We start from the raw sequence: 26,429 nt of genomic DNA, 5'->3' as shown, positions 1-26,429 counted from the left end.
ACGCCGCAGCCACGCCTGAGAACTGAAGGGGCATGGCCTGTGGTTTGGGTATCAAAGCGCTCGGCGACCCCGTGCCATACGCTCTTCGAGATACGGGCCATAAAAGTCGGGCAAATAAGCGCCCTCCATGCGTTCGGCGACCTCTTTGCCGCCGGGCCCAAAAAACAGCAGCGTGGGCGTGATGGAGACTTTCCACTGCCGAGTCAACTCATCGTGCGTGGTCAGCTTACCGGCAAAGTCCAGCACAGGCTGGTTGTTGCGCATGTCTACTTGGACGATAGGCGTACCGGCTTTTTGCATGGGAGAGAGGTGGCTTTGGCGCGCCTGACGGCAGAACACACAACCATCAAGGCTGACCATGACGATAAGGGGCTGCTTGTTTTTCAGGGCGCGGGCGAGTTCGTCGGGCAGCGATTGGGCTGCTGGCAAGGTGGCGGCCGCGCTTCTGGATGCCTGCACTTGGGCCATTACCGGCAGTGCTGTCAAGGACGCACCTACCCACAAAAGCCACTCGCGGCGACGCGGGGTCAACAAGGGAAATAAGCTTGAATGAATGGCCATGAATTGCGAACCGTGGACAATAGAGGGTTTTGCGTGGGGTTGAATACGACTTTACACGCAATGCCCTTGCTATATAAGAAAACAGTGAATTATTGGAGTCATCCGTGAATCTCGCAAGCTTGCTCGAAACCTGGGGCGATTCAAATGTCTTGGCCATGGCGGGCGCCTTGGTCGGCTTTATTTTTGGCTTGGCTGCGCAACGCACCCGATTTTGCGCCCGAGCTGCCGTGGTCGAGTGCTGTGAAGGCCGCACAGGCGATCGCTTCAGCGTGTGGTGGTTGGCATTTGGGGCTTGTTTGGTGGGTGTGCAGGCGCTGGTGCTGATGGGCTGGCTCAAGCCTTCAGATTCGCGCTACATCGGACCCGCAGGCAGCATTTCTGGTGCGGTGCTGGGTGGCTTGTTGTTTGGCGCGGGCATGATCTTGACGCGCGGTTGTGCCAGCCGTTTGCTGATTTTGTCGGCCAACGGCAATTTGCGGGCCCTTCTGTCGGGTTTGGTTTTTGCGGTCACGGTGCAAGCTAGCATCGCCGGTTGGCTGGCTCCCGCCCGTCAAGCTTTGGCCAATGGGTGGCTCGTCGACGGTGGGCCCTCGCGCGATTTGTTGCAAATTTCGGGCTTAGGCCCCCACGGCGGCATGGTGATCGCTTTGCTGGCCTTGCTCATCGGTGTGTATTTTTTCTTCAAAACCCACCAACACCGTTGGGGCTTGGCGCTGGGGTCGATCGTGGCCGGTTTGAGCATTGCCTTGGGCTGGGGCCTGACGCAAGCCATTGCATCCCAGTCGTTTGAGGCGGTACAAATTCAAGGCTTGAGCTTCAGCAGTGCGTCGGCAGAAATGCTGATGCGGACCCTCTCCAGCAACACATCTCCCAGCTGGGGCTTTGATGCTGGCTTGTTGCCCGCCACCTTTGTGGGCTCTTTGCTGGGTGCGTTGGTGGGCGGAGACTTCAAATTTGAAGGCTTCAAAACCGAAAACAAACTGGGCCACTACCTCACAGGCGCTGTGCTCATGGGTTTTGGGGCCGTGTTGGCTGGTGGTTGCACCGTGGGTGCGGGTATGACTGGGGGCTCCCTGTTCTCGCTCACAGCTTGGCTGACCCTGATCGCGATCTGGCTGGGCGCAGGATTATCTTGGCGCATTCACCGTCAAATGGGTTGGCAAATCTGAACGCTTGATGCGCGTCAATTGCGCACTACCCGTTAAGGCGTACATTCCATATCAGTAATGACGGATATGAATGGAGAAAACCATGTCGATGGCGCAATGGTTAGAGACATATGGACAGGGTGCGGTTCTGGCTGCTGGCGGTGGTTTACTGGGTTTGTCGTTTGGTTTTTTAGCGCAGCGCTCGCGTTTTTGCCTGCGGGCCGCGGTCATTGAGTTTTGGCACCGCCGCTTTGGCGACAAACTTTCGGTCTGGTTGTTGGCCTTTTCGTCTGCGGTCATTGGCGTTCAACTCATGGTCTTGCTAGGCTGGTTGGACACGGGCACCGCGCGGCAAATTTCGGCCAAGGGCAGCATCTCAGGTGCTTTGATGGGCGGCTTACTTTTCGGCGTGGGCATGGTCATGACGCGGGGTTGCGCCAGCCGTTTACTGGTGCTTTCAGCCAATGGCAATTTACGCGCCCTTCTCTCCGGTTTGATTTTTGCAGTCACGGCGCAGGCTGCTTTGGGCGGGGCTTTGTCACCACTGCGCGCGCACATCAGCAGTTGGTGGACCGTTGAGGGGGGGGCGCCACGCGACTTGTTGGCCCTGACGGGCATGAACCACTGGGCCGGTTTGGCCATGGGCGGCATCTGGTTGGCTGCGGCCTTGTTTTTTGCCCTGCGCAGCCCCCAACGCAATATGTGGATGTGGCTGGGCGGCATTGGTACCGGTTTATCCGTGGCTGCCGCTTGGGGTTTTAGCCAATGGGTAGCTGCCGAGTCTTTTGACCCGGTTCAGATTCAGGGACTCACTTTCAGCGGCCCCTCGGCTGAGTGGCTGATGCGGATAATGCACTGGCCAGCACCGGCAGTGGGCTTTGACTTTGGCCTCATGCCGGGTGTGTTTGTTGGATCTCTGATCGGGGCCTTGATAGGCCGCGACTGGAAGCTGGAAGGTTTTTCTGACGGTTACAGCATGCGCCGCTACATCAGCGGGGCCATTCTGATGGGATTTGGCTCGATGCTGGCAGGCGGCTGCGCGGTGGGCGCGGGCGTGACGGGCGGTGCCATATTTGCGCTGACCGCTTGGCTGAGTCTGGTGGGCATGTGGGTGGGCGCAGGCCTGACAGACCGCTGGCTAGATGGGGGCGCTGCGGACAAACCGACATCCCTGCCCGCTGAGGGTTTCAAGCGCCCCTGAGGTAGCAAGCCTTCACGCGACCAAGGCGTCGATCCCACAGGAGCTTTGCTGCATTTTTCGGCAGCCCCGACCACGGGCGATGAGCGACTTATTTCCCGCTCAGGTATTCGGCCACAGCGGCCATTTCCAAGGGGGACATTTTGCTGGCGATGGCGTGCATCACGGCGTTGTCGTTGGTGCGCTCACGCTGATTGAACTGTTTGAGCTGGGTTTCGGTATAGCCCGAATACTGCCCGGCCAGACGCGGCAGTGCGGTGGTCCCTTTGGCCTCGGCACCATGACAGCTGGCGCAAGAAGCCAAGCCGCTGTATTTGTTGCCGTTGTGATAAATGTATTTTCCGACAGCCGCCAAACCAGCGTCTTTCGAAGGTTCAACCTCGGCCTTTTGTTTTTCAAAGAACTTGCCCAGCGCCACCATTTCATCGGGGGTGAGTTTGGCCACCATGTCGGCCATGGCGGTGCTCTTGCGTTTGCCAGATTTGAAGTTCTCGAGCTGCTTGGCCGTGTATTCCCAGTGCTGGCCAGCCAGACGCGGGAACACCTCACTGGACGATTCGCCCTCGGCACCATGGCACACAAAACAGGAGCCGCCCACGATCTTCTTGGCGCGGGCCTCATCGGCCTGGGCCATGGCCGATGGCGACAACCAGGCTGCGCAGAGCAACAAAACGGCAGGGGCCCAACGGCCTGGGGTAAAGCGTGTGTTCATGATCCACCTCGACATCGAACGCATGGGAGAGAAAAATTCAGACAAATATTTGTCGTAAAAAAACGCCGCGAGTCAGGTGACTGCGGCGTTTTGGGCCAGTGCCATCAAGCCAGTGTGTCGGCCCAAATGTTACGGGCCCAAGCGTGAGCGTAACGGCCTTCGAGCTCGTTGGCTGCGCTCGACACGCCACCCGAGCCGGGAACGGTCAACATGGTCTTCTTCTCGGCATCGTACTTGTGCACGCTGGCGACGTGGACCACGTCTTCCGAGCTGACAAAGCTGTAGCAGGTGTTGTTGTAAATCGGCATAGGGTTGACCTCTTTGCCCATCAACAAGGCCACCACTGCAGCGGCGCAGGTTTTGCCATGCTGGTTGGCCATGTGGCCCGACTTGGGCATGCCCGGCGCGATCTGGATCGAGTCACCCAAAACATGCACGTTTTTGGCGGCCTTGGATTCGAAAGTGAGGAAGTCCACTTCGCACCAGCGCTTGTTGGCGGTGGCCAGGCCTGCGTTGACGGCGATGTCACCGGCACGCATGTTGGGGATGACGTTGAGCACGTTGGCCTTGAGGTCGTCGTTGAATTCGAACTTCAAAGTGTTGGTGGTGGCGTCCACATCGGTCACGCGGTGCTTGCCGCGGTACTCGACAATGCCCTTGTAGCGCTCGGCCCAGGCTTTTTTGAACAGCGGACCTTTGGACGTCACGTCGTCGTTGGCGTCCAGAATCAGCACCTTGCTCTTGGGCTTTGCTTTGGTGAAGTACTCGGCCACCTGGCAAGCACGCTCGTAAGGGCCGGGGGGGCAGCGGTAGGGGGCCAGCGGGATGGACATGGCGAAGACGCCGCCGTCGGGCATGGCTTCGAGTTGTTTGCGAAGGGTGACAGTTTGAGCGCCAGCTTTCCAGGCGTGCATGACTTTGTCCTTGGCATCCCCTTTGTTCATACCAGGCAAGGTTTCCCACATGAAGTCGATACCAGCAGAGACGATCAGGCGGTCATAAGCCAACTCGGTACCACCTGCCAGCTTGACGATGCGCTTGTCAGCATCGATGCTGTTAACGCGGTCCTTGACCACCTTCACGCCATGACGCTTGGTCAGGTTGTCATATGGGGTGGTGATGTCGGCGATGGTCTTGCTGCCACCAATCACCAAATTGGAGATGGGGCAAGAAATGAAGGCATCGTTGGGCTCGACCAGTGTGACTTGGATTTTGTGCTCAGACCACATGCGCAGGTATTTGGCGGCCGTGGCGCCGGAATAGCCCCCACCAATTACCACCACCTTGGGGCCGCTGCCGCCACCCACGGTGGCACAGCCCGAAACCAGTCCCATGGCACCCAAAGCGGAGCCAGTCTGCAAAAAATGACGACGTTGCATGGCGGTTTTCCTTATTTCTTTTGTGCAGCAAAGTAGCCTGCGATGGCGACGATTTGCTCGTCAGAATAGCCCTTGGCGAGCTGATGCATGATCGTGGCAGGCTTGCGGCCAGCCTTGAAGTCGAGCATTTTCTTGACCATGTCATCTTTATTGGCACCGGCCAAAGACTCCATGCCTGGCTGGGCACGGCCATCGGTGCCGTGGCAAGCCGCGCACGATGCGGCCCAGCTGCGAACGTGCAGCGGGTCGACCTGGGCTTGAGCCAGACCGGACAATGCGACCAAAGCGGCCGCTGTCAGAGCGTGTTGAATCTTCATGGGTTTTCCTCGACAAAATCAATCAAATAGGAGCGCCATCAAGGACGCAGGTACACAAACTTTTCGTTGGCCTGCAGCTTGGCCACTTCGGACACACCCGAGGGCACCACTTTGGCTTCCATCAGCAGCTTGTCGGCAGAAATTTTGCGCGAGACCAAGGTGTTGTTACACACACGGAACTCCACGCCTTTGTTGACCAGATCCGCTACACCTCCAGCAAAGGGCTGGTCCATCTGATTGGTCGCGCCGTTGATCAAAAAGTCAATGCCCAAGCCATGGGTGACCACCACGATTTTGGCGGTCGGATCGGCATTGAGGTGGTTGCGGATGTTGCCGATGGCCCGCGAGGCTTGGGGGATGCCTTCGCTCAGGTGGTAAACCACCTTGACCTCAGCCCAGCTCAGGGTGCAAGCCAGCAGGCCGGAAATCAATAGCAGATGTTTCTTCATTCGTTACTCCTTATGAATGGATGTTAGCCGTGTCCATGGCGAAAGCGTGCCCGTGAAAACCCGGCCTGAAACTGACGTTGTTCTTTCAATCGCTTTCGCTGGCGATCTGCACGCACACGGCTCGGCACAGCGTGACCACGCGGTCGTTGATGATGCGGTAATAAATTTGTACACCTTCGCGGCGCTTACCGAGCACACCCGACTGGTAAAGGGTGTTCAAGTGCTGCGACATGTTGGGCTGGGTGGTGTCGATCTCGGCCAGCAATTCGCCCACGTTCTTTTCGCCGTTGCACAGGGCACTGATGATGCGCAAGCGCATGGGGGCCGACATGACACGAAAGACCTCGGCGGCTTTTTCAAAAACCTCTTCCGATTCGGTCAGGACGTGGTCTTCTTCTTGTGCAATTTTGGACATGGTTGTATTTAGATCACTGAGGCTTGAGGTCAGGCAATCTGCCCTGAGGTCTGATTGTGACTATTTTTACAGGGCCCCCAACCATTGATTGGTTCTTTGCTTATAACCAAATTGGGATAAGAGGAGCAAGACACGCGGGTCAAACGCCCTGTTTTCTTGTCTAAGATGGGCCTTATGCACGCACACCACTCTTTCAGGCGCCGCCTGTTCCAAATCCTGGAGCTTCAAAGTCAAAGAGACAAAAAAGCAGCCTGGGCTTTTTCTTGGTTGTTGACCTTGATGGTTTTAAGCAACGTGTTGGCCGTGATGTTGGAGTCTGTCCCGTCGATCGAACACCAATACGGCACCCGTTTGGCCTTTTTTGACATGTTTTCGGTGGTATTTTTCACTGTGGAATATTTGCTTCGCATTTGGACAGCGGCCGAGCGGAACCCTCAGAAGCACGCCTCGGACATTCGCCGTCGCTGGGCTTATGTGCTCAGTTTTCATGGTTTGGTGGATTTGCTGGCCATCCTGCCTTTCTTTTTGCAGGCTTTGTTGCCAGGCTTGGATTTGCGCTTTTTGCGGGTCATCCGAATCATGCGCATCCTGAAGTTGTCCCATTACTCCACCGCGCTGGAAGACCTGCTGGCCTCCATTTACGCCGAAAGAGACGCTTTCATCTCCGCGCTTTACCTGTTGGCGCTGTCCATTCTCATCACCTCGTGCCTGATGTACTTTGCGGAACACGCCTTGCAACCTGACAAATTGGGCACCATCCCCGATGCCATGTGGTGGTCCATCGTCACCATCACCACCGTTGGCTATGGCGATGTGACGCCTGTTTCAAACTGGGGCAAAGTGATTGGCGCGTTCACGGCCTTGTCCGGCGTTTTCACCGTGGCATTGCTCACCGGCATCGTGGCCTCGGCTTTTGCCACCCGGGTGCGCACACACGAGTTGGAGTTCACTACCGAGGTAGAAGAGCTGCTCAAAGATGGGCAAGTGGACCCCAAAGAGCGGCGAACCATCGAGCATTTGCGCCGCGAATTCAGCATCACCGAAGAGCATGCTCGGGCGATCATCCGGCAAATTTTGGAAGAAAAAACGCTGATGCGTCCCAAAGACGCCAAGCTCTGATGGGCCCGCCAAGAGCCCGGGCAAGTTTCAGGGCGCCGTTTGTCGCAATGTCCGGCTGAGCAAAATCACCGGAATCAAACCGACCAGTACCAAGGCCAGCGAAGGCAAAGCGGCCTCGCCCAAGCGCTCGTCGCGTGCCAACTGGTAGGCCACCACGGCCAGTGTGTCGCTGTTGAAGGGGCGCAGCACCATGGTGGCGGGCAGCTCTTTCATCACGTCCACAAACACCAGCAAAGCAGCGGCGATGGTGGTGCGCTGCAACAAGGGCGCATGCACACGCCGCATCAGGCCCCAGCCCGTGACGCCCAACATCCTTGCTGAGTCGTCCAAACTGCCAGGAATGCGCGCATAGCCGCTTTGCACCGACTGCAAAGCCACCGCACAAAACCGTACCAAGTAGGCCCACACCAGGCCCAGCGAGGTGGCCGTGATCCAGGCCCCCGCAGACGAGGCGGGCCAGGTTTGCTGAATCCAGCCCACCGGCAAAAGCAGACCGACCACCACCACGGCACCAGGAATGGCATAACCCAAGCCCACCAACTGAATAGCGCCCTGGCTGATGCGGTCAGCCCGGGTGCGCACACTGAAAGCCAGCGCCAGCGCCACGCCCACAGCCAGAACCGCCGTGACCGCGCCCAAGCGCAAGCTGGTCCAGGCCCATTGGCCAAAACGATCCCAAGGCATGTCGCTCGTCTCTCCGACAAAAGCCCGCAACATGATGAGCACCGGCAGCACAAAGCCCAGCAGCACGGGCAAACTGCACACAGTCCACGCCAAGAAGCGGCGGATGCCATGCAGCTGGAACGGCTTCGCTTCGGCCGAGCCTTGGCGCGAGCCGCGCCCTTGGTTGAAACGCATGCGCTTTTGGGCACGCTGTTCTAACTGCAGCAAAAACAGAACCACAGCGAGCAGCAAAGTGGCCAGCTGTGCGGCGGCAATGCGGTTGTCCATGGACAGCCAAGCTTTGTAGATGCCCGCCGTGAAAGTCTGGATACCGAAGTAGCTGGAGACGCCAAAGTCGGCCAAGGTTTCCATGAGCGCCAGCGCTACGCCTGCAGCCACGGCTGGGCGGGCCAAAGGCAAGGCAATTTCGCGAATGCGTCGGGACAAAGGCGCCCCCAGCAAGCGGGCCGCTTCCATCAAACCCGAAGCCCGTTCCACCAAAGCGGTGCGGGCCAACAAATACACATACGGGTAAAGCGAGAGGGTGAACACCAGCGCCGCACCCCACACGCTGCGCACATCGGGCCACAAGCGGCCTTGCAAACCCAGCGCCTCGCGCAAAGCCACTTGCAGGGGGCCGCTGAACTGCAAAAAGTCGGTGTAGGCGTAAGCCACCACATAAGCGGGCATGGCCAGCGGCAAGAGCAGCAGCCATTCAAAAACGCCGCGTCCCGGAAAATCAAACAAGGTGACCAGCGCCGCCGTGGCCAAGCCCAAAACCGTCACGCCCACCGCCACCATCAGGCACAGGCCCAGCGTGGTCAGTGCGTAATCGGGCAGCACGGTGGCGGCCATCTCTCGCAAAATGTTGGCACTCTCACCATTCCATTGCAGCCACGAGCCCAATACAGCCAAAACGGGCAAGGCCAAAGCCAGTGCCAACAGGGCAAACAACAAGGAGGGGAGGCCCGATAAACGGCGGGCCATGGTGGACAACATAGTCTTGGATTGTAGGAGCGCGGGCCAACCTGCCTACAATCCAAAGCATGTTTCTAGAACTGCGCCAACTGGACATCCAATACCCCGGCAGCACCTCGCCCGCCGTGCAGGGTGTGAACTTGAGCCTGCAGGCTGGTGACATTGGGGTCTTGATTGGGCCGTCGGGTTGCGGCAAGACCACTTTGCTCAGAGCAGTCGCAGGGCTGGAGCCGGTATCGGGTGGGCAAATCTTGCTGTCCGACCGGGTCGTCAGCGACAAAAACCACACCGAACCCGCCGAGCGCCGCCGCATCGGCATGGTGTTCCAAGACTACGCATTGTTTCCTCACATGGACGTGGGCCACAACGTCGGGTTTGGTCTGGCACACCTGCCCAAAGCCGAGCGCCAACAGCGCGTGGCCGAGGTGCTGACTTTGGTAGGCCTCGAAGGTTCTGACCGACGTTTTCCGCATGAACTTTCAGGTGGTCAACAGCAACGCGTGGCTTTGGCTCGCGCACTGGCACCGCGCCCCGACCTGCTGCTGCTGGACGAGCCGTTTTCCAACCTCGATGTGGACCTGCGCGAACGCTTGGCCCACGAAGTGCGAAACATCTTGAAGGCAGCCAATGCCACGGCATTGTTGGTCACGCACGACCAATTGGAGGCCTTCGCCATTGGCGACGTGATCGGCGTCATGAACCAAGGCCAACTGCACCAATGGGACGATGCGTACAGCCTCTACCACCGCCCGGCCACCCGTTTTGTAGCCGACTTCATTGGCCACGGCGTCTTCACCCCTGCGACCCTGCGTGAGGTGGATGGGCATATTTGGGTCAGCACCCCCGTGGGCGAGCTGCGCGATGTGGCCGAATGCCCCCTGCCCTGCGCCTTTGAAAATGGGCAGTGCGACGTGCTGCTGCGGGCGGACGACATCGTGCACGACGACGACGCCCCTGTGAAAGCGCAAATTGTGCGCAAGGCCTTCCGAGGTTCAGAGTTTTTGTACACCCTGCGCTTGGCCTCAGGCGAGCAACTCATGGCCCATGTGCCCAGTCACCACGATCACAAGCTGGGCGAATGGATCGGTATCCGGGCCGAAGTGGACCATGTGGTAACTTTCAACCGGGATTGTCCGGTGAACGACCGCGATCTGTGCCACATGCCGTGTGCCAAAGCCGAGGCTTGCGAGCACACCGAGCCTCAGTACCAACCGGTCAAATTCGTTTAATGCGGCTCAGCCGCTTGGGGTCAGACGACTCCAAGAATCCAGGCTCGCCCTGACCGCTCAGCGAACGCAGTAGTAATAAATCTCATGGGCACGGACTTCGCTCTCTGTGCGCACGGGTGATGGGTTGGGCAACTCTGGCGCCAGCACCATTTTGTTGGCCAAGGCCCAAATCCGCCCCACCGTGCGAATGCCTTGGTTCCAATCGCCCAAGTTCGACATGAACTCGTATTCTTCGGCGGTCGGCAGTCGGGCCTGAATCCCTTTACAAGTGCGCTCTGCGGCTTCTGCGCTGCGGGTGTAGCTGATCGGCACACCTGGCGCCCCCACCAACTCCAGGGTTCGATGGCCGATCTGAACTTTGGATGGAAACTGGGTGTGCTGGAACTCAGCAAACAGTTGGGTGCTGATGGCCCGCATGACCAACTCAGGACGACCAATGGCTTGGTAGTTGTAGGTTCTGCCGGACGAGACTTGAATGTGCAGCGTCACCACCAAATCACCCTTACAAGAAGGCGCATAGGAATAGGTGCCCCAGGCCATGGCATTGAGTTTGCCCAACATGCTGGCGTCCAAATAGCCTTGGCGTTTTTCTTCACGCAGGTCACGGGCCAAAGCAAAAATCGGGGCCGGGTTGAAGAAGGTGATGTTGCGGTTGCGTGGCTGCAGCTTGGTGTACTGGGCGTCCAAAGCGGCTTTCAGACTGCCTTCCAGCAGCGTGTCCATGCCTTTGCCAGCACTGGCGCGATCCCGGTTTTGCTGGGTGTAACGGTCCAGTGCGCTGATCAAATCGATCAATTGCGCGGGGTCAGCACCGGCATCGAGCAAAGTAACGAGCTGTTGGCTCAGTTTTTTCTGACTTTCTTGCGCGCTGCTGCCATAAGCATCTTGGAACTGGCACAGGTCTTGGCCTTTGATGAAGGGCACGGTTTGCCACACCGTGATCGGGGTGTAGTGGTCGGCCCAGACCGGGAGGCAAAACAACAGTGCAAGGAGTCCCGTGAATTTCATGCGAAGTCTCAATCTAGAAAACTGAAAAAACTACTAAGAGTTTTGATCAGATTATCAATCTTAGTTGGCTTTGCCCGGTGCTTTAGCGCACCCACCCGCCTCGCGATTTACAAAACCAAAAACTCGGACCATGATGCCCCCTCCATGCAAACAAAATAGCTCAAGGTGGCGCCATGCAGGACAAGCTCAACAACCGTACACCCATGACCGCCGTGGACGATGCCCCGGTCGTGCAGTGGGTGCAACAACTGCTGGAGCAGGCGGTCGAACTCAAAGCCTCTGATCTCCACTTTGAGCCCTACGAACACCAGTACCGCGTGCGCCTGCGCATCGATGGCGAGTTGCGAGAGGTGGCCACACCCCCTGCAGCACTGAAAGATCGCTTGGCCTCGCGCATCAAGGTGCTGTCGCGGCTGGACATTGCCGAAAAGCGCTTGCCACAAGACGGCCGCATGAAATTGGTCTTGGGGAGCGGGCGCAATTTGGACTTGCGTGTGAGCACCTTGCCCACTTTGTTTGGCGAAAAGCTGGTGATCCGGGTGCTCGATACCGCGCAAGCCCAGCTCGACTTGACGCAACTGGGCTACGAACCCGAAGACCTCGCCCGTTTGGTGGAGGCGATTCATCGTCCACACGGCATGGTGTTGGTGACCGGCCCTACGGGCTCCGGCAAAACCCAATCGCTTTACGCCTGCCTGAACCGGCTCAACACGGCCGAAGTGAACATTGCCACGGTAGAAGACCCCTGCGAAATACAGCTCCAAGGCATCAACCAGGTGAATGTGCAAGACAAGCCAGGACTGACCTTTGCCATCGCCTTGCGGGCTTTTTTGAGGCAGGACCCGGACATCTTGATGGTCGGCGAAGTGCGCGACCTGGAAACAGCCAACATCGCCATTCAGGCCTCTCAAACTGGGCATCTGGTGCTGTCGACCTTGCACACCAATGACGCCCCCAGCACCTTGGTGCGTTTGCGCAACATGGGCACAGCACCCTACAACATTGCCGCCAGTGTGACCCTCATCACGGCGCAACGCTTGGTGCGCTGCTTGTGCCCTCGCTGCAAAGTGTCTGTGCATTTGCCGGCCGATGTGTGCCTGAAAGCCGGTTGGCCCGAATCGTGGCTGAACGGGCCTACGGTCGAAGTCTTCCAGCCTGTCGGTTGTGCGCACTGCCACAAAGGCTTCGCAGGGCGCACCGGGATTTTTCAAGTCATGCCCATCAGCGCCGACCTGCAGCGCCTGATTCTGCAAGAGGCGGGCGGCCAAGCGCTGACCGAACAGGCCCAGCGCGAGGGGGTGAGCACCCTGCGCCTGGCAGGTCTGCGCAAAGTGCGGCAAGGCCTGACCTCTCTGGACGAAGTCTTGGCCAACACCCGGTATGACGCATGAGCCCGCCCCGCACTTTCGCTTGGCAAGGACAAGACGCTCAGGGTCGCCAAAGACAAGGTCGGCTGCAGGCCCCCAGCGCTGGACTGGCAAGGGCCCAATTGCGCAGACAGGGCGTGCGGCCCTTGCGGCTTCAACGGCTTTGGTGGGACCGCATGCCCCGGGTGCGGCCCAACGAGTTGTCGCTCATGACCCGGCAACTCGCTGCCTTGCTTCGGGCGGGCGTGCCACTGCTGCAGTCGCTGGACATGTTGTCACGCAGCCTGCCGTCTTTGGCCTTGAGCGAGGTGATGCGGCAGGTGCACAACGATCTGGCCTCGGGAATGGCCTTGCACGACGCTTTGGCCCAGCACCCTCAGCAGTTTTCCGGGCTCTACATCAGCATGGTCCATGCGGGCGAGTCGGCAGGCATCTTAGACACCATGATGGAGCGCTTGGCACTGACTCTGGAGAAAAACGAAGCACTGCGCTCGCGGGTGCGATCGGCATTGATGTACCCCACGGCAGTGCTGGGCGTGGCCATCGCGGTGCTGGTGCTGATTTTGGTGTTGGTGGTGCCGGTCTTTGAGGATGTGTTCAAGTCATTTGGGGCCGAATTGCCATGGGCCACCCAAATGGTGGTGGCGCTGAGCGGGGGGCTGAGCTCATCAGGCCCATGGGTGCTGGGGCTCATGTTGCTCGGTTTTGTGTGGCGGGGGTCTGCGCAGCAAAAAGCAAAAGGCAGCGCCGCCGCTACGCGGCTTTGGCAAGACCGCTGGCTGCTCAAGTTGCCGGTCATCGGCAGGCTGGTGGAAACGGCTGTGGTGGCGCGTTGGGCCCAGACTTTGTCGGCCTTGCTGGCAGCGGGTGTGCCTTTGGCTGAGGCTTTGGGGCCTGTGGCACAGGCCTGCGATCAAGCCATTTATGAGCGCTTGACTTGGCAGTTGCAACGACAAGTGGCCCAAGGCAGCCGCCTGAGCGAGGGCATGGCCCAAAGCGGGCGCTTTTCCGCCATGGTCGTACAGCTCTGCTCCACGGGAGAAGAGACTGGCGCCATGGACCATTTGTTGGCGCGAGCAGGCGCTTTGATGGAAACCGAACTCGACGATCGGGTCAATGGTTTGTCGAGTTTGCTGGAACCTTTGATCATCGTGGTGCTGGGCGGCCTGATTGGCGGTATTCTTGTGGCCATGTATTTGCCCATTTTCCGCCTGGGTCAGGTCTTTTGAAATGAACCTGGACCTCTTGACCTGGACCCTGGTGGTCCTGCTGGGCTTGGCCATCGGCAGCTTTTTGAACGTGGTGATCCACCGCCTGCCGCGCATGATGGCCGCGCAATGGGCTGCAGAGATGGCCCAAGACGCCCAAGCCTCGTCTGAAGGCCCTTACAACATCGCGGTGCCCCACTCGCATTGCCCGCACTGCCAGCACGAACTGTCCTGGATGGAGAACATCCCAGTGCTCAGCTATATGTGGCTCAAAGGCCGTTGCAAACAATGCCACACCCCCATTGGCTGGCGTTACCCCGTCATTGAAGTCTTGTGTGCGGTCTTGTTTGCATGGGTTTTTGCCCAGCATGGCCCGAGCGCCAGCGCCTTGGCATGGGCCGGATTTGCCGCGGCGCTGGTGGCTTTGGCGGCGATCGACGCCGACACCACCTTGTTACCCGATGCCATCACCCAACCTTTGGTGTGGGCCGGTTTGCTGGCGGCGAGCTTGGGACTCAGCCAAGTGAGCCTGAGCACCGCGCTTTGGGGGGCGGTGGTGGGCTATTTGTTTTTGTGGTCGGTGTATTGGCTGTTCAAACTCGTCACGGGGAAAGAAGGCATGGGCCAAGGCGACTTCAAACTGCTGGCGGCTTTGGGCGCTTGGCTAGGCTGGCCCGCCCTCTTGTCTTTGGTGTTGATCGCCTCCCTGACAGGCGTGGCCTATGGGCTGTGGTTGCGCTTGCGCCAGCGCATGCCGCAAGACGGTCAAATGCCCTTTGGTCCCTTTTTGGCTTTGGCGGGCCTGTGGGTCATGGTTTTGGGCCCCCTGCCTTTCATTCTGGTTTAAAACATGAACACTCCACACATTTGGCGCTTGGGCCTCACGGGCGGCATCGGCAGCGGCAAAAGTACCGTGGCCAGCATGTTGGCGGTCAAAGGTGCGGCTGTGATCGATGCTGACGCGATTTCGCGCAGCTTTACCGCTCCGGGCGGGCGGGCCATGGCCGCGATTGCCCAAACCTTTGGGCCCCAAATGGTCGATGCCCAAGGCGCTATGGACCGGCAAGCCATGCGGCAGGCGGTGTTTCAAAACCCGCAAGCCAAACAAAAGCTCGAGGCCATCATCCACCCGCTGGTGAGCCAGATCACCGCAGAGCAAGCACAAGCAGCGGTGCAAAGTGGTCATCGGGTTTTGGTGTTTGATGTGCCTCTTTTGGTCGAATCGGGCGAACGCTGGCGCAAACAGGTGGACCGGGTGATCGTGGTGGACTGCGATGCCGAGACCCAGCGGCAACGGGTCATGGCCCGCAGTGGCTTGGCTGCTGAGGAAATTGACCGGATCATCGCCTTGCAAGCCTCCCGTGCGCAGCGTCTGGCTTGCGCCGATCTGGTGATCCTCAATCAAGGGCTGAATCTCTCCCAATTAGAGTCCAAAGTGGCTCAAGTGGCTGCTGACTTCGGGCTATGATGGCGGCACTGGAAGACGCCGCGTGATACTGTACGAATACCCTTTTAACGAACGCATCCGCACTTACCTGCGCTTGCAACAGCTGTTCAACCGCCTGGGCCAATTGATGGGCCGCACCGAGGCCTTGGACCACCACTTTGCGCTGACCACTTTGTTCGAAATCATCGAAGTGGCTTCGCGCTCTGAGCTCAAATCCGATGTGCTCAAAGACCTAGAACGCCAAAAGCAGCTGTACAACGGCTACCGCGGCAACCCGGCCATCTCTGAAAAAGCCTTGGATGGCCTGATCGCCCAACTGGACGAACACTTTGAAGCGCTGAACCAAATCAGCGGAAAAATTGGCCAAAGCCTCAACGAGAACGACTTCCTGATGGCCTTGCGCAGCCGCGCCGTGATCCCGGGGGGTACTTGCGAGTTTGACCTGCCCGCCTACCACGCATGGCAACACCACGACGCCGCCAGCCGTGCCCAAGACCTGTCGCAATGGGTCGCACCCTTTGGCCCCTTGGCCCAGGCCGTGAAGCTGCTGCTGCAAATGCTGCGCGAATCGGGCAGCAGTCAGAAAGTCATGGCCACAGCCGGTCAGCTGCAACAAAACCTGCCGCAAGGACGCACTTTCCAATTGCTGCGGCTGAAAATTGATCCTGCGCTGGGCATCACGCCCGAAATCAGCTGCAACCGCTTGCTGGTGGTGATCCGCATGATGCGCCAGCAAAGCGACGGCAAATTGGTGGCCACCACCGAAGATGTACCTTTTGAGATGTCTTTGTGCGCATGAGCGACTCGAACCAGCCCCAAGCCTTCGAACCCCGCAAAGTGCGTTGCCCTGCCTGCGCAGGCACCAGCCTTTACAGCCCTCAAAACCCCTACCGACCGTTTTGCAGCGCCCGCTGCAAAGGCGTGGATTTGGGGGCTTGGGCCAGCGAAGAATTCAAGCTGCCCGACGAAACCCCTCCCGACGAGCCCTTTGGCGATCCGCGCTTGCAGTGAGAAGCCAGGAACCGCTGGGGTTTCAAGCGTGCGTGGCGGCCGTGAACTGGCGCTCTTCGGCCAGCCAAGCCAGGACGGGAACGGTGCCAGGCAGCACCGGCGTCACGACCACCGGCAGCAACTGCCAAGCGTGTGATTGCGCTTCGCGCATTTGCAACTCGCCCTGCCAATCCCACACTTTGCAGAAATGCAGCCGCACCAAGGCGTGCGGGTAATCGACCATCTGGGTTTTCCAGACTTGGACGGCACCGATGGTGATGCCCAGCTCTTCTTGCAGCTCTCGGCGCAAGGCTTGCTCGACCGACTCGCCCGCTTCGAGTTTGCCGCCCGGGAATTCCCAATAGCCTGCGTACACCTTGCCTTCGGGGCGCGAGGTCAGCAAAAAATGGCCATCGGCTTGCAGCAGCACACCCACGGCCACATCGACCACGGCACGCTCTGCCTGGCCTGCGCTCAGGTCTTCGCGTGCGCGTTCGCCATCGGCGACCAGCAAACCTGCGCTCATGCGGGGCTCACGGTGAGGTGGGTTGGCGGCCCATCATGTCCCGCGCAAACTGGTAGGCCACACGACCACTGCGCGAACCGCGCTCCAAGGCCCAGAGCAAAGCATCGGGGCGGGCAGCGTCGATTTGCGCTGGCGTGGCACCCAGAGCGCTGAGCCACTGTCCGGCAATGGTCAGGTACTCGTCTTGCGAGAAGGGGTAGAAACTGATCCACAAGCCAAAGCGTTCGGACAGAGAAATTTTCTCTTCCACGCCTTCACCCGGGTGAACCTCGCCGTCGTCGGTGTGCTTGTAAGTGAGGTTCTCGCTCATGTACTCGGGCAGCAGGTGGCGGCGGTTGCTGGTGGCGTACACCAGCACATTGGGGGTCGAAGCCGCCACAGTGCCGTCCAGAATCGACTTGAGCGCCTTGTAGCCCGGCTCGCCGTCTTCAAAGCTCAGATCGTCGCAGTAGACGACGAACTTTTCGGGGCGGCCCGCCACCACTTCGATGATGTCAGGCAGGTCAGTCAGGTCTTCTTTGTCGACCTCGATCAAGCGCAGGCCTTGGGGCGCATAGGTGTTCAGACACGCCTTGATCAGCGAGGACTTGCCGGTGCCCCGTGCGCCTGTGAGCAGCACGTTGTTGGCCGGACGGCCGTGCACAAACTGCTCGGTGTTGCGCTGCAGTTTTTCTTTCTGATCGTCGATTTCCTTCAGGTCGGCCAGCGTCATGGCCGCCACATGGCGCACCGGCTCCAACACGCCGTGGCCGGACGAGCGTTTGCGGTAGCGCCAGGCAATGGCATGCGTCCAGTCGGGCGCAGACAGGGGCTGGGGCAAGACCGACTCGATGCGGTCCACCAGCTGGCTGACTTTGGCCAGCAGTTGGTCCAGGGCAGAGGATGCAGGAGAGTTCATGAACGGTAATCCGCGTTGATGGTGACGTAATCGTGGCTCAGGTCGCAGGTCCACACGGTGTCGCTGGCGGTGCCTCGGCCCAGGCCCACACGCACGGTGATCTCGCTGCCCTTCATGACGCGCTGACCATCTTCTTCGCGGTACTCGGCGCGGCGCCCGCCTTGCGAGACCACATGCACATCGTCCAGGTGCAACTCGATCAGGCCTTGGTCCAAGTCGTCGATGCCCGCATAACCTACGGCGGCCAAGATGCGCCCCAGGTTCGGGTCGCTGGCAAAGAATGCGGTTTTGACCAAGGGCGAATGCGCGATGGCATAGGCCACCTGACGGCATTCCTCGCCCGAGCGGCCTCCTTCAACCAGCACGGTGATGAACTTGGTCGCGCCCTCGCCATCGCGCACGATGGCGTGCGCCAACTGGCGGGCCACTTGCATCAAGCCCTGCACCAAGGCCTGGCCGTCAGCACTGTCTAACGAGGTGATGGGTGTGTTGCCTGCCTTGTGCGTGGCGATCAGCATGAAGGAATCGTTGGTCGAGGTGTCGCCGTCGATGGTGATGCGGTTGAACGAACCATCGGCCAGTTGTTTGGCCAAAGCGGGCAACAACCCCGGTTCGATGCACGCGTCGGTGGCCACAAAGCCCAGCATGGTGGCCATGTTGGGGCGGATCATGCCCGCGCCCTTGCTGATGCCGGTGATGCTGACGGTTTGACCACCCACTTTGACCTGCACACTCGCCGCTTTGGGCACGGTGTCGGTGGTCATGATGCCTTCGGCAGCTTGAGCCCATTGGGAGGCTTGCGCGCTGGCCAGTGCAGCAGGCATGCCTGCGACGATGCGGTCCACGGGCAGCGGCTCCATGATCACACCCGTGGAAAACGGCAGCACTTGTGCGGGCGTGCATTGCAGCAAACTGGCCATGGCCTCGCAGGTTTGGCGTGCATGGGCCAGGCCCGGTGCACCGGTGCCTGCGTTGGCGTTGCCTGTGTTGATCACCAGTGCACGGACGGCACTTCCTGCGGCCAAGTGCTCACGGCAAAGTTGGACAGGCGCGGCGCAAAAACGGTTGCGCGTGAACACACCCGCGACGCTGGTGCCTTCGTCCAGCAAAAACACGGTGAGGTCTTTGCGGTTGACTTTGCGAACACCCGCTTCGGCAACACCGATGCGCACGCCCGCGATGGGGCTGAGTTGGGCGGGATCCAGAGGAGGCAGGTTCACAGGCATGGTGGTCCTTTGAAAAAAACGTTTCGGGTTTCACACAAACAAAACGGGCCGAAGCCCGTTTCATCCGCGCTGCCCCATTCAGGCGAGTTTGCCGTGGCAGTGCTTGAACTTCTTGCCACTGCCGCATGGGCAGGGGTCATTGCGACCGACTTGGCCAAAAGCTTCTTGCAAACCTGCCAAATCAGCCGCCACAGTTTGTGGCTCACCAGACTCGTCCGGCGCACTGTAGGTCACATTGCTGATGTGCTCAGCACGCTCTTCAATGGCTTGGGCCGCTTGCTCGATCTGGTCGCCCGAATCGATGCGCACGGTCATCAAGGTGCGGGTGACTTCGTTTTTGACGGCGTCGAGCAACTGGCCAAACAACTCAAAGGCTTCGCGCTTGTATTCTTGCTTGGGCTGCTTTTGGGCATAACCGCGCAGGTGAATGCCTTGGCGCAGGTAGTCGAGCGAGCTCAGGTGTTCGCGCCAGTGCGTGTCGATGCTTTGCAACAAAATCATGCGCTCAAACGAGGTGAAATTGCCCGCGCCCACGCTGTCCAGTTTGGCTTGGAAATGGGCATTGGCTGCGCCCACCACGGCTTCGAGGATGTCCTCATCGGTGATGGCGTTGGAGGCTTGAACCTTGCCGCGCAAATCCAGCGTCAGCTGCCATTCTTCGGCCAATGCTTTTTCCAAGCTGGCCAAGTCCCACTGCTCTTCCACCGTTTCGGCAGGCACGTATTGGCGCACCAGATCGCTGAAACAGCCTTCGCGCAAGGAGGCGATTTGTCCGTTCAAATCCTGGGCATCGAGGATGTCGTTGCGCTGCTGGTAAATCACCTTGCGCTGGTCGTTGGAGACATCGTCGTATTCCAGCAATTGCTTGCGGATATCGAAGTTACGGGACTCCACCTTGCGCTGGGCACTTTCGATGCTGCGTGTGACAATGCCCGCTTCAATGGCTTCGCCCTCGGGCATTTTCAGCCGGTCCATGATGGAGCGCACACGGTCACCCGCAAAAATGCGCATCAGCGGATCGTCCAGGCTCAAATAAAAGCGTGAAGAGCCTGGGTCACCCTGACGGCCCGAACGGCCACGCAACTGATTGTCGATACGGCGTGATTCGTGGCGCTCGGTGGCGATGATGCGCAGACCGCCCAAGGCCTTGACCTGCTCGTGCACGACTTTCCATTGCTCGCGCAATTCGTTCACACGGGCTTGACGTGCCTCTTCGGACAGGGCCTCTTCGGCCTCCACCGCCTGGATGTCTTTTTCGATGTTGCCACCCAAGACGATGTCGGTTCCGCGGCCTGCCATGTTGGTGGCAATGGTGATCATGCCAGGACGTCCGGCTTGGGCCACGATGTCCGCTTCACGGGCATGCTGTTTTGCGTTGAGCACCTGGTGCGGCAGTTTCTCTTGCGTCAGCAGCTGGGCGATCAACTCGGAGTTTTCAATCGAGGTGGTGCCCACCAAAACAGGTTGCCCGCGCTCATGGCATTCACGAATGTCAGCAATCGCGGCCGTGTAACGTTCTTGCGAGGTCTTGTAGACGCGGTCCAGCTGGTCTTCGCGCTGGCTCTTGCGGTGCGGAGGAACAACCACGGTCTCCAGCCCGTAGATTTCCTGGAACTCATAGGCCTCGGTGTCTGCCGTGCCGGTCATGCCGCCGATCTTGTTGTAAAGGCGGAAATAGTTTTGGAAGGTGATGGAGGCCAAGGTCTGGTTTTCAGCCTGGATGTCCACGCCCTCTTTGGCCTCCACAGCCTGGTGCAGGCCATCGCTCCAGCGGCGACCGGTCATCAAGCGGCCTGTGAACTCGTCGACGATGACGATTTCACCGTCTTGCACCACATAGTGTTGGTCGCGGTGGTACAGGTGCTGCGCACGCAAGGCCGCGTTCAGGTGGTGCATCAAGGTGATGTTGGCCGGGTCGTACAGGCTCGCGCCTTCTGGAATCATGCCCAACTGGGCCAATACGCCTTCAGCTTTTTCATGGCCTTGCTCGGTCAAGAAAATCTGATGCGCTTTTTCGTCCAGCGTGAAATCACCGGGGGTGATGACGCCCTCGCCCGTACGGGGATCGGCTTCACCTTCTTGGCGGGTGAGCAAAGGCACAACCTGCTTCATCGAGAGGTAAGTGGCCGTGTGGTCTTCGGCTTGGCCGCTGATGATCAAGGGCGTACGGGCCTCGTCGATCAAGATCGAGTCCACCTCGTCAACGATGGCGTAGTTCAGTGGGCGCTGCACACGGTCATGGGCTTCATAAACCATGTTGTCGCGCAGGTAATCAAAGCCGTATTCGTTGTTGGTGCCGTAGGTGATGTCCGAGTTGTAAGCCGCTTGCTTTTCTTCACGCGACATTTGGGCCAAGTTGATGCCCACCGACAAGCCGAGGAAGTTGAACAGCTTGCCCATCCAACGCGCGTCGCGGCTGGCCAAGTAGTCGTTCACGGTGACCACATGAACGCCTTTGCCCGCCAAAGCGTTGAGGTAGGCTGGCAGCGTGGAGGTCAGCGTTTTGCCTTCGCCAGTGCGCATCTCAGCGACTTTGCCGTTGTGCAGGGCGATACCACCCGACAATTGGACGTCAAAGTGGCGCATCTTCATCACGCGCTTGGAACCCTCTCGCACCACTGCGAAGGCTTCTGGCAGCATCGCATCCAGTGTTTCGCCAGCGGCGAAACGATCCCGAAAGTTTTGGGTTTTGGCACGCAGCTCATCGTCGCTGAGTGATTCCAGTCCGGCTTCAAGTGCGTTGATGCGCTCCACCGTTTTGCGGTATTGCTTGAGCAGGCGATCGTTGCGACTGCCGAAAATTTTGGTGAGGAAAGGGATGGCCATGTCTACGAGATCCTCTCTCAAACTCAAGGTTGAGAAACAGACCGTCAATCCTGTCTAGTTAAGGTTTCAAGTGTTACGGGCCCTGCGGGATTCAATCCCCCACGCCCATGAACAGGCACCATCAAAGCGCACCCGTCTAATGCCCTGATTTTAGCCGCTAGGCGATCGGGTTTGCGGGTCTGATGCCTTGCGATCCTGCACGGCCGGACAATCCGGTGTTAACCTTTTGAACATGCAAAGACGCCACCAAGCCATTCCCCTGCATCAAGCGGCACAAGAGTCGCCTACGTTTGCACGTTTGTCTGAATTGATCCGGGCGTCCAGCGATCGTCTGCAGGCCATTCGCAGCTTACTGCCAGCCCCCTTACGTGCCAGTGTCCAGGCAGGGCCAATGGATGAGGGCAGCTGGTGCTTGTTGGTCAGCTCCAACGCTGTGGCAGCCAAACTTCGCCAAATGCTGCCGGCATTGCAAGCGCATTTGTCACAAAATGGTCTGCCCGTGACCTCCATTCGGATCAAGGTTCAAAACCGCTAGGGCTGACTAAAGGCTGTTGATCGACTGCTTCCAGCCAGAAGCCCAAAGAAAAAGGCCCTGATCAGAGATCAGGGCCTTTTAAATTTGGTGCCGCTTGTCGGATTCGAACTGACGACCTACCGCTTACAAGGCGGGTGCTCTACCAACTGAGCTAAAGCGGCACGGGCTGAATTCTAACGTGCTCTGGGGCCTTTTCTGAGCCCCATGCTGTTAATTTTTTATTTGATGCGTTTCAAGGCAGGACGCGAAGGCGATGCGCTGGGTGGCGTTGGCTCATCATCCGGCAGTGCTTCCGCTTCATGGGGCTGCACCGCCGTCAAAGTTGTCGTCGGCACATCATCGTCATTGACAGGAAACGCCATGCCTTGTCCGTTCTCACGGGCATAAATGGCCATCACACGGTGGATCGGCACCATGATGTCACGCGGCTTGCCACCGAAGCGGGCTTTGAACTCAATGAAGTCATTGCCCAACTTGAGTGAGCTGGTGGCGTCCATACTGACGTTCAGCACAATTTCGCCACCTTGCACATATTCACGGGGCACCTGCACGGAAGCGTCGACCTTAACGGCCACATAAGGTGTGAAACCGTTTTCGGAGCACCAATCGTACAAGGCCCTGATCAAATAGGGGCGCGTGGAGGGCAATTCGGTGGCACTGATCATCGTCGGCTCCAGCAGAACTTACTTGCGCATGACCTTCTCTGAGGGGGTCAATGCTTCAATATAAGCGGGGCGCGAAAAGATTCGCTCAGCGTATTTGAGCAAAGGCGCGGCATTTTTGCTGAGCTCAATGCCGTAGTAATCCAAACGCCACAACAGCGGTGCAATGGCCACGTCGAGCATGGAGAAGTTGTCACCCAACATGAACTTGTTTTTCAAGAACACGGGGGCCAATTGCGTCAAACGGTCGCGAATGTGCGCACGGGCTTTTTCCAAGGCTTTGTCGTTGCCTTTGAGCGTGCGGTTTTCCAGTGTCAACACATGGGCGAAGAGTTCTTTTTCAAAATTGAGCAAGAACAAGCGCACGCGAGCACGGTCAACTGGGTCACCAGGCATCAACTGAGGGTGAGGGAAACGCTCGTCAATGTATTCATTGATGATGTTCGACTCGTACAAAATCAGGTCACGCTCCACCAAAATCGGCACTTGGCCGTAAGGGTTCATGACATTGATGTCTTCAGGCTTGTTGTAGAGGTCAACGTCACGGATTTCGAAATCCATGCCCTTTTCAAACAGCACAAAGCGGCAACGGTGGGAAAAAGGGCAAGTGGTTCCGGAATAAAGCACCATCATGGCGGAGGCTCCTCAAAAAATCAAAAAGAGTGGAAGGCCCCAAGGCCTGCCACTCCACAAGACCCGGCCGATTCAATGGCCGGGTAAAAGATCAATTACTTGATGTCTTTCCAGTACGCGGCATTCAAACGCCAAGCGATAAAGGTGAAGAACGTCAAGAAAATCAGGACCCAGACACCGATGCGAACACGGGTGTTTTGAGCAGGTTCTGCCATCCACTGCATGTAGCCCACCAAGTCACCAATCGCCTGGTCGTACTGCAAAGGCGTCATGGTGCCGGGCTTGACTTGCTTCCAGCCAGAGAAGATTTGAACAGTATGACCATGCTCTTCTTTTTCTGTGTAAACCGGCTCGCGCTCACCTTGAAGTTCCCAAAGTGGGTTGGGCATACCGACATTGGGCATGGCCAAGTTGTTCCAACCTGTAGGTTTCGTCGAGTCGCGGTAGTAAGTGCGAAGGTAGGTGTAGAGGTAATCCGCACCTGTGCCACCATGACCTGAACGCGAACGGGCCATCAAAGTCAAGTCGGGTGGGTTCTTGCCAAACCAGTCCTTGGCCAGGACAGGGTCCATGGCCACTTTCATGTTGTCACCGACGCGGTCGGTTGCAAACAACAAGTTGTCCTTGATTTGCTGATCGGTCAAGCCGATGTCTTTCAGGCGGTTGTAACGCATGAAAGCCGCAGAGTGGCAATTCAAACAGTAGTTGACGAACAACTTGGCACCGTTTTGCAACGCAGCCAAATCGTTGGTTTTCTTGGGTGCTTTATCCCAAGCGATGCCGCCGCCAGCGGCGTGGGCACCGGCCATCAGACCGAGGGCCATCACAAAGCCCAAAGCGAGTTTCTTGATGTTTTTCATGTTCTTGAATCTCCGTGATCTCAGTGAGGCGTGAAGGTCACGCGGTCAGGAACGGGCTTGGGCGTGCCCAGCTTGCTCCACCAAGGCATCAACAGGAAGAAGCCGAAATAAAACAGTGAACCGACTTGGGAGACACGCTCACCGATGGGTGATGGAGGTTGAACGCCCAAATAGCCCAAGATCAGGAAGTTGATGACGAACACAGCGTACAAGTACTTGTGCCAGTCAGGACGGTAACGGATCGACTTGACGGGGCTGTTGTCGAGCCATGGCAAGAAGAACAAGATCACAACCGCACCACCCATGACCACCACACCCCAGAACTTGGCATCAATGGCCAACATCAGGGCAGAGATCACGACCGCAGCACCCACCACAGCGCCTTTGAGCAATGTGGGCAGCTTGCCTTTGGCAACAGCCAAAACAGCACCGATCACCACGCAAGCGATCAATGCGTACATCATCTCGCTGGTGATGGCACGCAACATCGAATAGAAGGGCGTGAAATACCAAACGGGCGCAATGTGCAAAGGCGTGGTCAGCGGATCGGCTGGGATGAAGTTGTTGTACTCAAGGAAGTATCCGCCCAGCTCAGGTGCAAAGAACACGATAGCGGTGAAGACCATCAAGAAGACGCTCACACCCATGATGTCATGCACCGAGTAGTAAGGGTGGAAAGGAATGCCGTCCAAAGGATGGCCATTGGCGTCCTTGGGCGCATTGGGGCCCTTGATTTCAACGCCGTCTGGGTTGTTGGAGCCGACTTCGTGCAACGCGATGATGTGCGCCACAACCAGACCCAACAAAACCAGGGGTACAGCAATCACGTGGAAGCTGAAGAATCGGTTCAAGGTGGCGTCGCCCACCACGAAGTCGCCACGGATCAGCAAAGCCAGATCAGGACCAATGAAAGGAATGGCCGAGAACAAGTTCACGATCACCTGGGCACCCCAGTAGGACATTTGGCCCCATGGCAACAAATAGCCCATGAAAGCTTCGGCCATCAAGCACAGGAAAATGGCGCAACCAAAGATCCAGACCAACTCACGCGGTTTGCGGTAGCTGCCATAAATCAAGCCACGGAACATGTGCAGGTAGACCACCACAAAAAACGCGGATGCGCCTGTGGAGTGCATGTAGCGAATCAACCAGCCCCAAGGCACATCGCGCATGATGTATTCGACCGAAGCAAAAGCCAAAGCCGCATCAGGCTTGTAGTGCATGACCAGGAAAATACCGGTCACGATCTGGATCACCAGCACCAGCAAAGCCAGCGAGCCGAAAAAATACCAGAAGTTGAAGTTTTTCGGTGCGTAGTACTCGGACAGGTGCTCTTTGTAGAGCTTGGATGCCGGGAAGCGGTTATCCACCCAATTGAGCAACTTTTCGCCAGCAGGGGCGTTCGGAGAGATTTCTTTGAATTCAGCCATGTTGTTCTCCATCAAGCCTTCTTGTCTTCACCAATGATCAACTTGGTGTCCGACAGGTACATGTGAGGCGGCACTTCGAGGTTGTCTGGCGCTGGCTTGTTCTTGAATACACGGCCGGCCAAATCGAATGTCGAGCCATGGCAGGCGCACAAGAAACCACCCGCCCAATCATCGGGCAAAGATGGCTGGGCGCCAGTGGCAAACTTGTCGCCTGGCGAGCAGCCCAAATGGGTGCAAATACCCACAGCCACCATGATTTCTGGCTTGATCGAACGGTGACCATTCTTGGCGTATTCGGGTGTGGGATATGCCGTGCGGTCGGATGCCGGGTCGGCCAGCTGACCTTCGATCTTCTTGAGGGATTCGAGCTGCTCTGGCGAGCGCTTCATGATCCAAACGGGTTTGCCGCGCCATTCGACGGTCAGTTTTTCACCCGGGTTGAGGGCGGAAATATCCACCTCGACCGCCGCACCAGCCGCTTTGGCTCGTTCGGAGGGTTGGAAACTGCTGACGAAGGGGGTGGCCACAAAGCCAGCGCCTACGGCACCTGCGCAAGTGGAGGCAATCAGCCAGGTCCGCTTGCTGCTGTCGACTGGGGTGTCACTCATGGGAATCCTCTAGCGAGTCGTTATCAGGGTCAACCCG

General features: G+C 58.3%; 27 protein-coding genes, 1 tRNA gene and 1 pseudogene. 11 read left to right on the top strand and 18 right to left on the bottom strand.

Annotated elements, in window-relative coordinates; all coding sequences use genetic code 11:
* Positions 1–51: 51 nt before the first annotated feature.
* Positions 52–561, bottom strand: coding sequence for a thioredoxin fold domain-containing protein (locus SWE17_RS14880; protein ID WP_322993846.1), 510 nt, complete (start codon positions 559–561; stop codon positions 52–54).
* Between the two features lie 104 nt (positions 562–665).
* Here SWE17_RS14880 and SWE17_RS14875 point away from each other — a divergent pair, with 104 nt between their 5' ends.
* Both SWE17_RS14875 and SWE17_RS14870 read left to right on the top strand, forming a co-directional pair.
* Positions 666–1,730 (top strand): YeeE/YedE family protein, encoded by a 1,065-nt coding sequence (locus tag SWE17_RS14875; RefSeq protein WP_322993845.1) that lies wholly within the window; start codon positions 666–668, stop codon positions 1,728–1,730.
* 82 nt (positions 1,731–1,812) lie between these two features.
* Complete coding sequence (locus SWE17_RS14870; protein WP_322993844.1) at positions 1,813–2,910, top strand: YeeE/YedE family protein; 1,098 nt, start codon at positions 1,813–1,815, stop codon at positions 2,908–2,910.
* 88 nt (positions 2,911–2,998) lie between these two features.
* On the opposite strand, the gene SWE17_RS14865 is transcribed toward SWE17_RS14870, so the two are convergent.
* The 5 genes from SWE17_RS14865 to SWE17_RS14845 form a co-directional block, all read right to left on the bottom strand.
* Complete coding sequence (locus tag SWE17_RS14865; protein ID WP_322993843.1) at positions 2,999–3,619, bottom strand: c-type cytochrome; 621 nt, start codon at positions 3,617–3,619, stop codon at positions 2,999–3,001.
* Between the two features lie 104 nt (positions 3,620–3,723).
* Positions 3,724–4,998: an FCSD flavin-binding domain-containing protein gene (locus SWE17_RS14860; protein ID WP_322993842.1), complete on the bottom strand. Its 1,275-nt coding sequence runs from the start codon at positions 4,996–4,998 to the stop codon at positions 3,724–3,726.
* An 11-nt stretch (positions 4,999–5,009) separates the two neighbouring features.
* On the bottom strand, positions 5,010–5,315 hold the full coding sequence (locus tag SWE17_RS14855) for a c-type cytochrome (RefSeq protein ID WP_108353194.1): 306 nt from the start codon (positions 5,313–5,315) through the stop codon (positions 5,010–5,012).
* A 38-nt stretch (positions 5,316–5,353) separates the two neighbouring features.
* Positions 5,354–5,764, bottom strand: a complete 411-nt coding sequence (locus SWE17_RS14850) for a DsrE family protein (RefSeq protein WP_322993841.1) — start codon at positions 5,762–5,764, stop codon at positions 5,354–5,356.
* Between the two features lie 85 nt (positions 5,765–5,849).
* A complete protein-coding gene (locus SWE17_RS14845) occupies positions 5,850–6,179 on the bottom strand; it encodes a metalloregulator ArsR/SmtB family transcription factor (protein ID WP_322993840.1) in 330 nt (109 codons plus the stop codon).
* 165 nt (positions 6,180–6,344) lie between these two features.
* Between SWE17_RS14845 and SWE17_RS14840 the strand changes: the two genes are divergently transcribed.
* Positions 6,345–7,298: an ion transporter gene (locus SWE17_RS14840; protein ID WP_322993839.1), complete on the top strand. Its 954-nt coding sequence runs from the start codon at positions 6,345–6,347 to the stop codon at positions 7,296–7,298.
* Positions 7,299–7,325: 27 nt separating this feature from the next.
* On the opposite strand, the gene SWE17_RS14835 is transcribed toward SWE17_RS14840, so the two are convergent.
* Positions 7,326–8,960: an iron ABC transporter permease gene (locus SWE17_RS14835; protein WP_322993838.1), complete on the bottom strand. Its 1,635-nt coding sequence runs from the start codon at positions 8,958–8,960 to the stop codon at positions 7,326–7,328.
* A 47-nt stretch (positions 8,961–9,007) separates the two neighbouring features.
* On the opposite strand from SWE17_RS14835, the gene SWE17_RS14830 reads away from it, so the two are divergent.
* Entirely contained in the window at positions 9,008–10,168 is a 1,161-nt protein-coding gene (locus SWE17_RS14830; RefSeq protein WP_322993837.1) for an ABC transporter ATP-binding protein, read from the top strand.
* A 57-nt stretch (positions 10,169–10,225) separates the two neighbouring features.
* Here the strand turns inward: SWE17_RS14830 and SWE17_RS14825 are convergent, their stop codons facing one another.
* Positions 10,226–11,176, bottom strand: a complete 951-nt coding sequence (locus tag SWE17_RS14825; RefSeq protein WP_322993836.1) for a hypothetical protein — start codon at positions 11,174–11,176, stop codon at positions 10,226–10,228.
* A gap of 212 nt (positions 11,177–11,388) precedes the next feature.
* Here SWE17_RS14825 and SWE17_RS14820 point away from each other — a divergent pair.
* The 6 genes and pseudogenes from SWE17_RS14820 to SWE17_RS14795 form a co-directional block, all read left to right on the top strand.
* Positions 11,389–12,567, top strand: a pseudogene (locus SWE17_RS14820) (GspE/PulE family protein); the annotation flags it as partial.
* Entirely contained in the window at positions 12,564–13,772 is a 1,209-nt protein-coding gene (locus SWE17_RS14815; RefSeq protein WP_322993835.1) for a type II secretion system F family protein, read from the top strand. The pseudogene SWE17_RS14820 and the gene SWE17_RS14815, both read left to right, overlap by 4 nt.
* A gap of 1 nt (position 13,773) precedes the next feature.
* A complete protein-coding gene (locus SWE17_RS14810; protein ID WP_322993834.1) occupies positions 13,774–14,598 on the top strand; it encodes an A24 family peptidase in 825 nt (274 codons plus the stop codon).
* A gap of 3 nt (positions 14,599–14,601) precedes the next feature.
* Positions 14,602–15,219, top strand: coding sequence for a dephospho-CoA kinase (gene coaE / locus SWE17_RS14805; RefSeq protein WP_322993833.1), 618 nt, complete (start codon positions 14,602–14,604; stop codon positions 15,217–15,219).
* A 22-nt stretch (positions 15,220–15,241) separates the two neighbouring features.
* Positions 15,242–15,997 (top strand): cell division protein ZapD, encoded by a 756-nt coding sequence (gene zapD / locus SWE17_RS14800; protein WP_322993832.1) that lies wholly within the window; start codon positions 15,242–15,244, stop codon positions 15,995–15,997.
* Entirely contained in the window at positions 15,994–16,209 is a 216-nt protein-coding gene (locus SWE17_RS14795) for a DNA gyrase inhibitor YacG (protein WP_322993831.1), read from the top strand. Before zapD ends, SWE17_RS14795 begins: the two co-directional genes overlap by 4 nt.
* Positions 16,210–16,231: 22 nt before the next feature.
* Here the strand turns inward: SWE17_RS14795 and SWE17_RS14790 are convergent, their stop codons facing one another.
* The 4 genes from SWE17_RS14790 to secA form a co-directional block, all read right to left on the bottom strand.
* Entirely contained in the window at positions 16,232–16,714 is a 483-nt protein-coding gene (locus SWE17_RS14790; protein WP_322993830.1) for an NUDIX domain-containing protein, read from the bottom strand.
* Between the two features lie 7 nt (positions 16,715–16,721).
* Positions 16,722–17,612: an ATP-binding protein gene (locus SWE17_RS14785; RefSeq protein ID WP_322993829.1), complete on the bottom strand. Its 891-nt coding sequence runs from the start codon at positions 17,610–17,612 to the stop codon at positions 16,722–16,724.
* Entirely contained in the window at positions 17,609–18,838 is a 1,230-nt protein-coding gene (gene argJ / locus SWE17_RS14780) for a bifunctional glutamate N-acetyltransferase/amino-acid acetyltransferase ArgJ (RefSeq protein ID WP_322993828.1), read from the bottom strand. Before argJ ends, SWE17_RS14785 begins: the two co-directional genes overlap by 4 nt.
* Before the next feature lie 78 nt (positions 18,839–18,916).
* Positions 18,917–21,664 carry a preprotein translocase subunit SecA gene (secA, locus tag SWE17_RS14775; RefSeq protein WP_322993827.1) on the bottom strand — a complete coding sequence of 916 codons (2,748 nt, stop codon included), beginning with the start codon at positions 21,662–21,664 and terminating at the stop codon, positions 18,917–18,919.
* Between the two features lie 232 nt (positions 21,665–21,896).
* Between secA and SWE17_RS14770 the strand changes: the two genes are divergently transcribed.
* Entirely contained in the window at positions 21,897–22,199 is a 303-nt protein-coding gene (locus SWE17_RS14770) for a DciA family protein (protein WP_322993826.1), read from the top strand.
* 85 nt (positions 22,200–22,284) lie between these two features.
* Here SWE17_RS14770 and SWE17_RS14765 read toward each other — a convergent pair.
* From SWE17_RS14765 to petA, 6 genes are all read right to left on the bottom strand, one after another.
* A tRNA-Thr gene (locus tag SWE17_RS14765) sits at positions 22,285–22,360 on the bottom strand.
* A gap of 57 nt (positions 22,361–22,417) precedes the next feature.
* A complete protein-coding gene (locus tag SWE17_RS14760; RefSeq protein ID WP_322993825.1) occupies positions 22,418–22,864 on the bottom strand; it encodes a ClpXP protease specificity-enhancing factor in 447 nt (148 codons plus the stop codon).
* Between the two features lie 18 nt (positions 22,865–22,882).
* The gene (locus tag SWE17_RS14755) at positions 22,883–23,494 is read right to left on the bottom strand and encodes a glutathione S-transferase N-terminal domain-containing protein (RefSeq protein WP_100119302.1); all 612 of its coding nucleotides are present in this window, start codon (positions 23,492–23,494) and stop codon (positions 22,883–22,885) included.
* 95 nt (positions 23,495–23,589) lie between these two features.
* Positions 23,590–24,345: a cytochrome c1 gene (locus tag SWE17_RS14750; protein ID WP_322993855.1), complete on the bottom strand. Its 756-nt coding sequence runs from the start codon at positions 24,343–24,345 to the stop codon at positions 23,590–23,592.
* 29 nt (positions 24,346–24,374) lie between these two features.
* Complete coding sequence (locus SWE17_RS14745; RefSeq protein ID WP_199174471.1) at positions 24,375–25,784, bottom strand: cytochrome b; 1,410 nt, start codon at positions 25,782–25,784, stop codon at positions 24,375–24,377.
* An 11-nt stretch (positions 25,785–25,795) separates the two neighbouring features.
* On the bottom strand, positions 25,796–26,392 hold the full coding sequence (gene petA, locus SWE17_RS14740; RefSeq protein WP_100119304.1) for a ubiquinol-cytochrome c reductase iron-sulfur subunit: 597 nt from the start codon (positions 26,390–26,392) through the stop codon (positions 25,796–25,798).
* Positions 26,393–26,429: the final 37 nt, after the last annotated feature.

The sequence above is a fragment of the Limnohabitans sp. genome (assembly GCF_034680285.1).
Taxonomy (GTDB): Bacteria; Pseudomonadota; Gammaproteobacteria; order Burkholderiales; family Burkholderiaceae_C; genus Limnohabitans_A.
The sequence above is the reverse complement of the archived record's forward strand: the minus strand, read 5'-3'. Positions and strand labels throughout refer to the sequence as shown.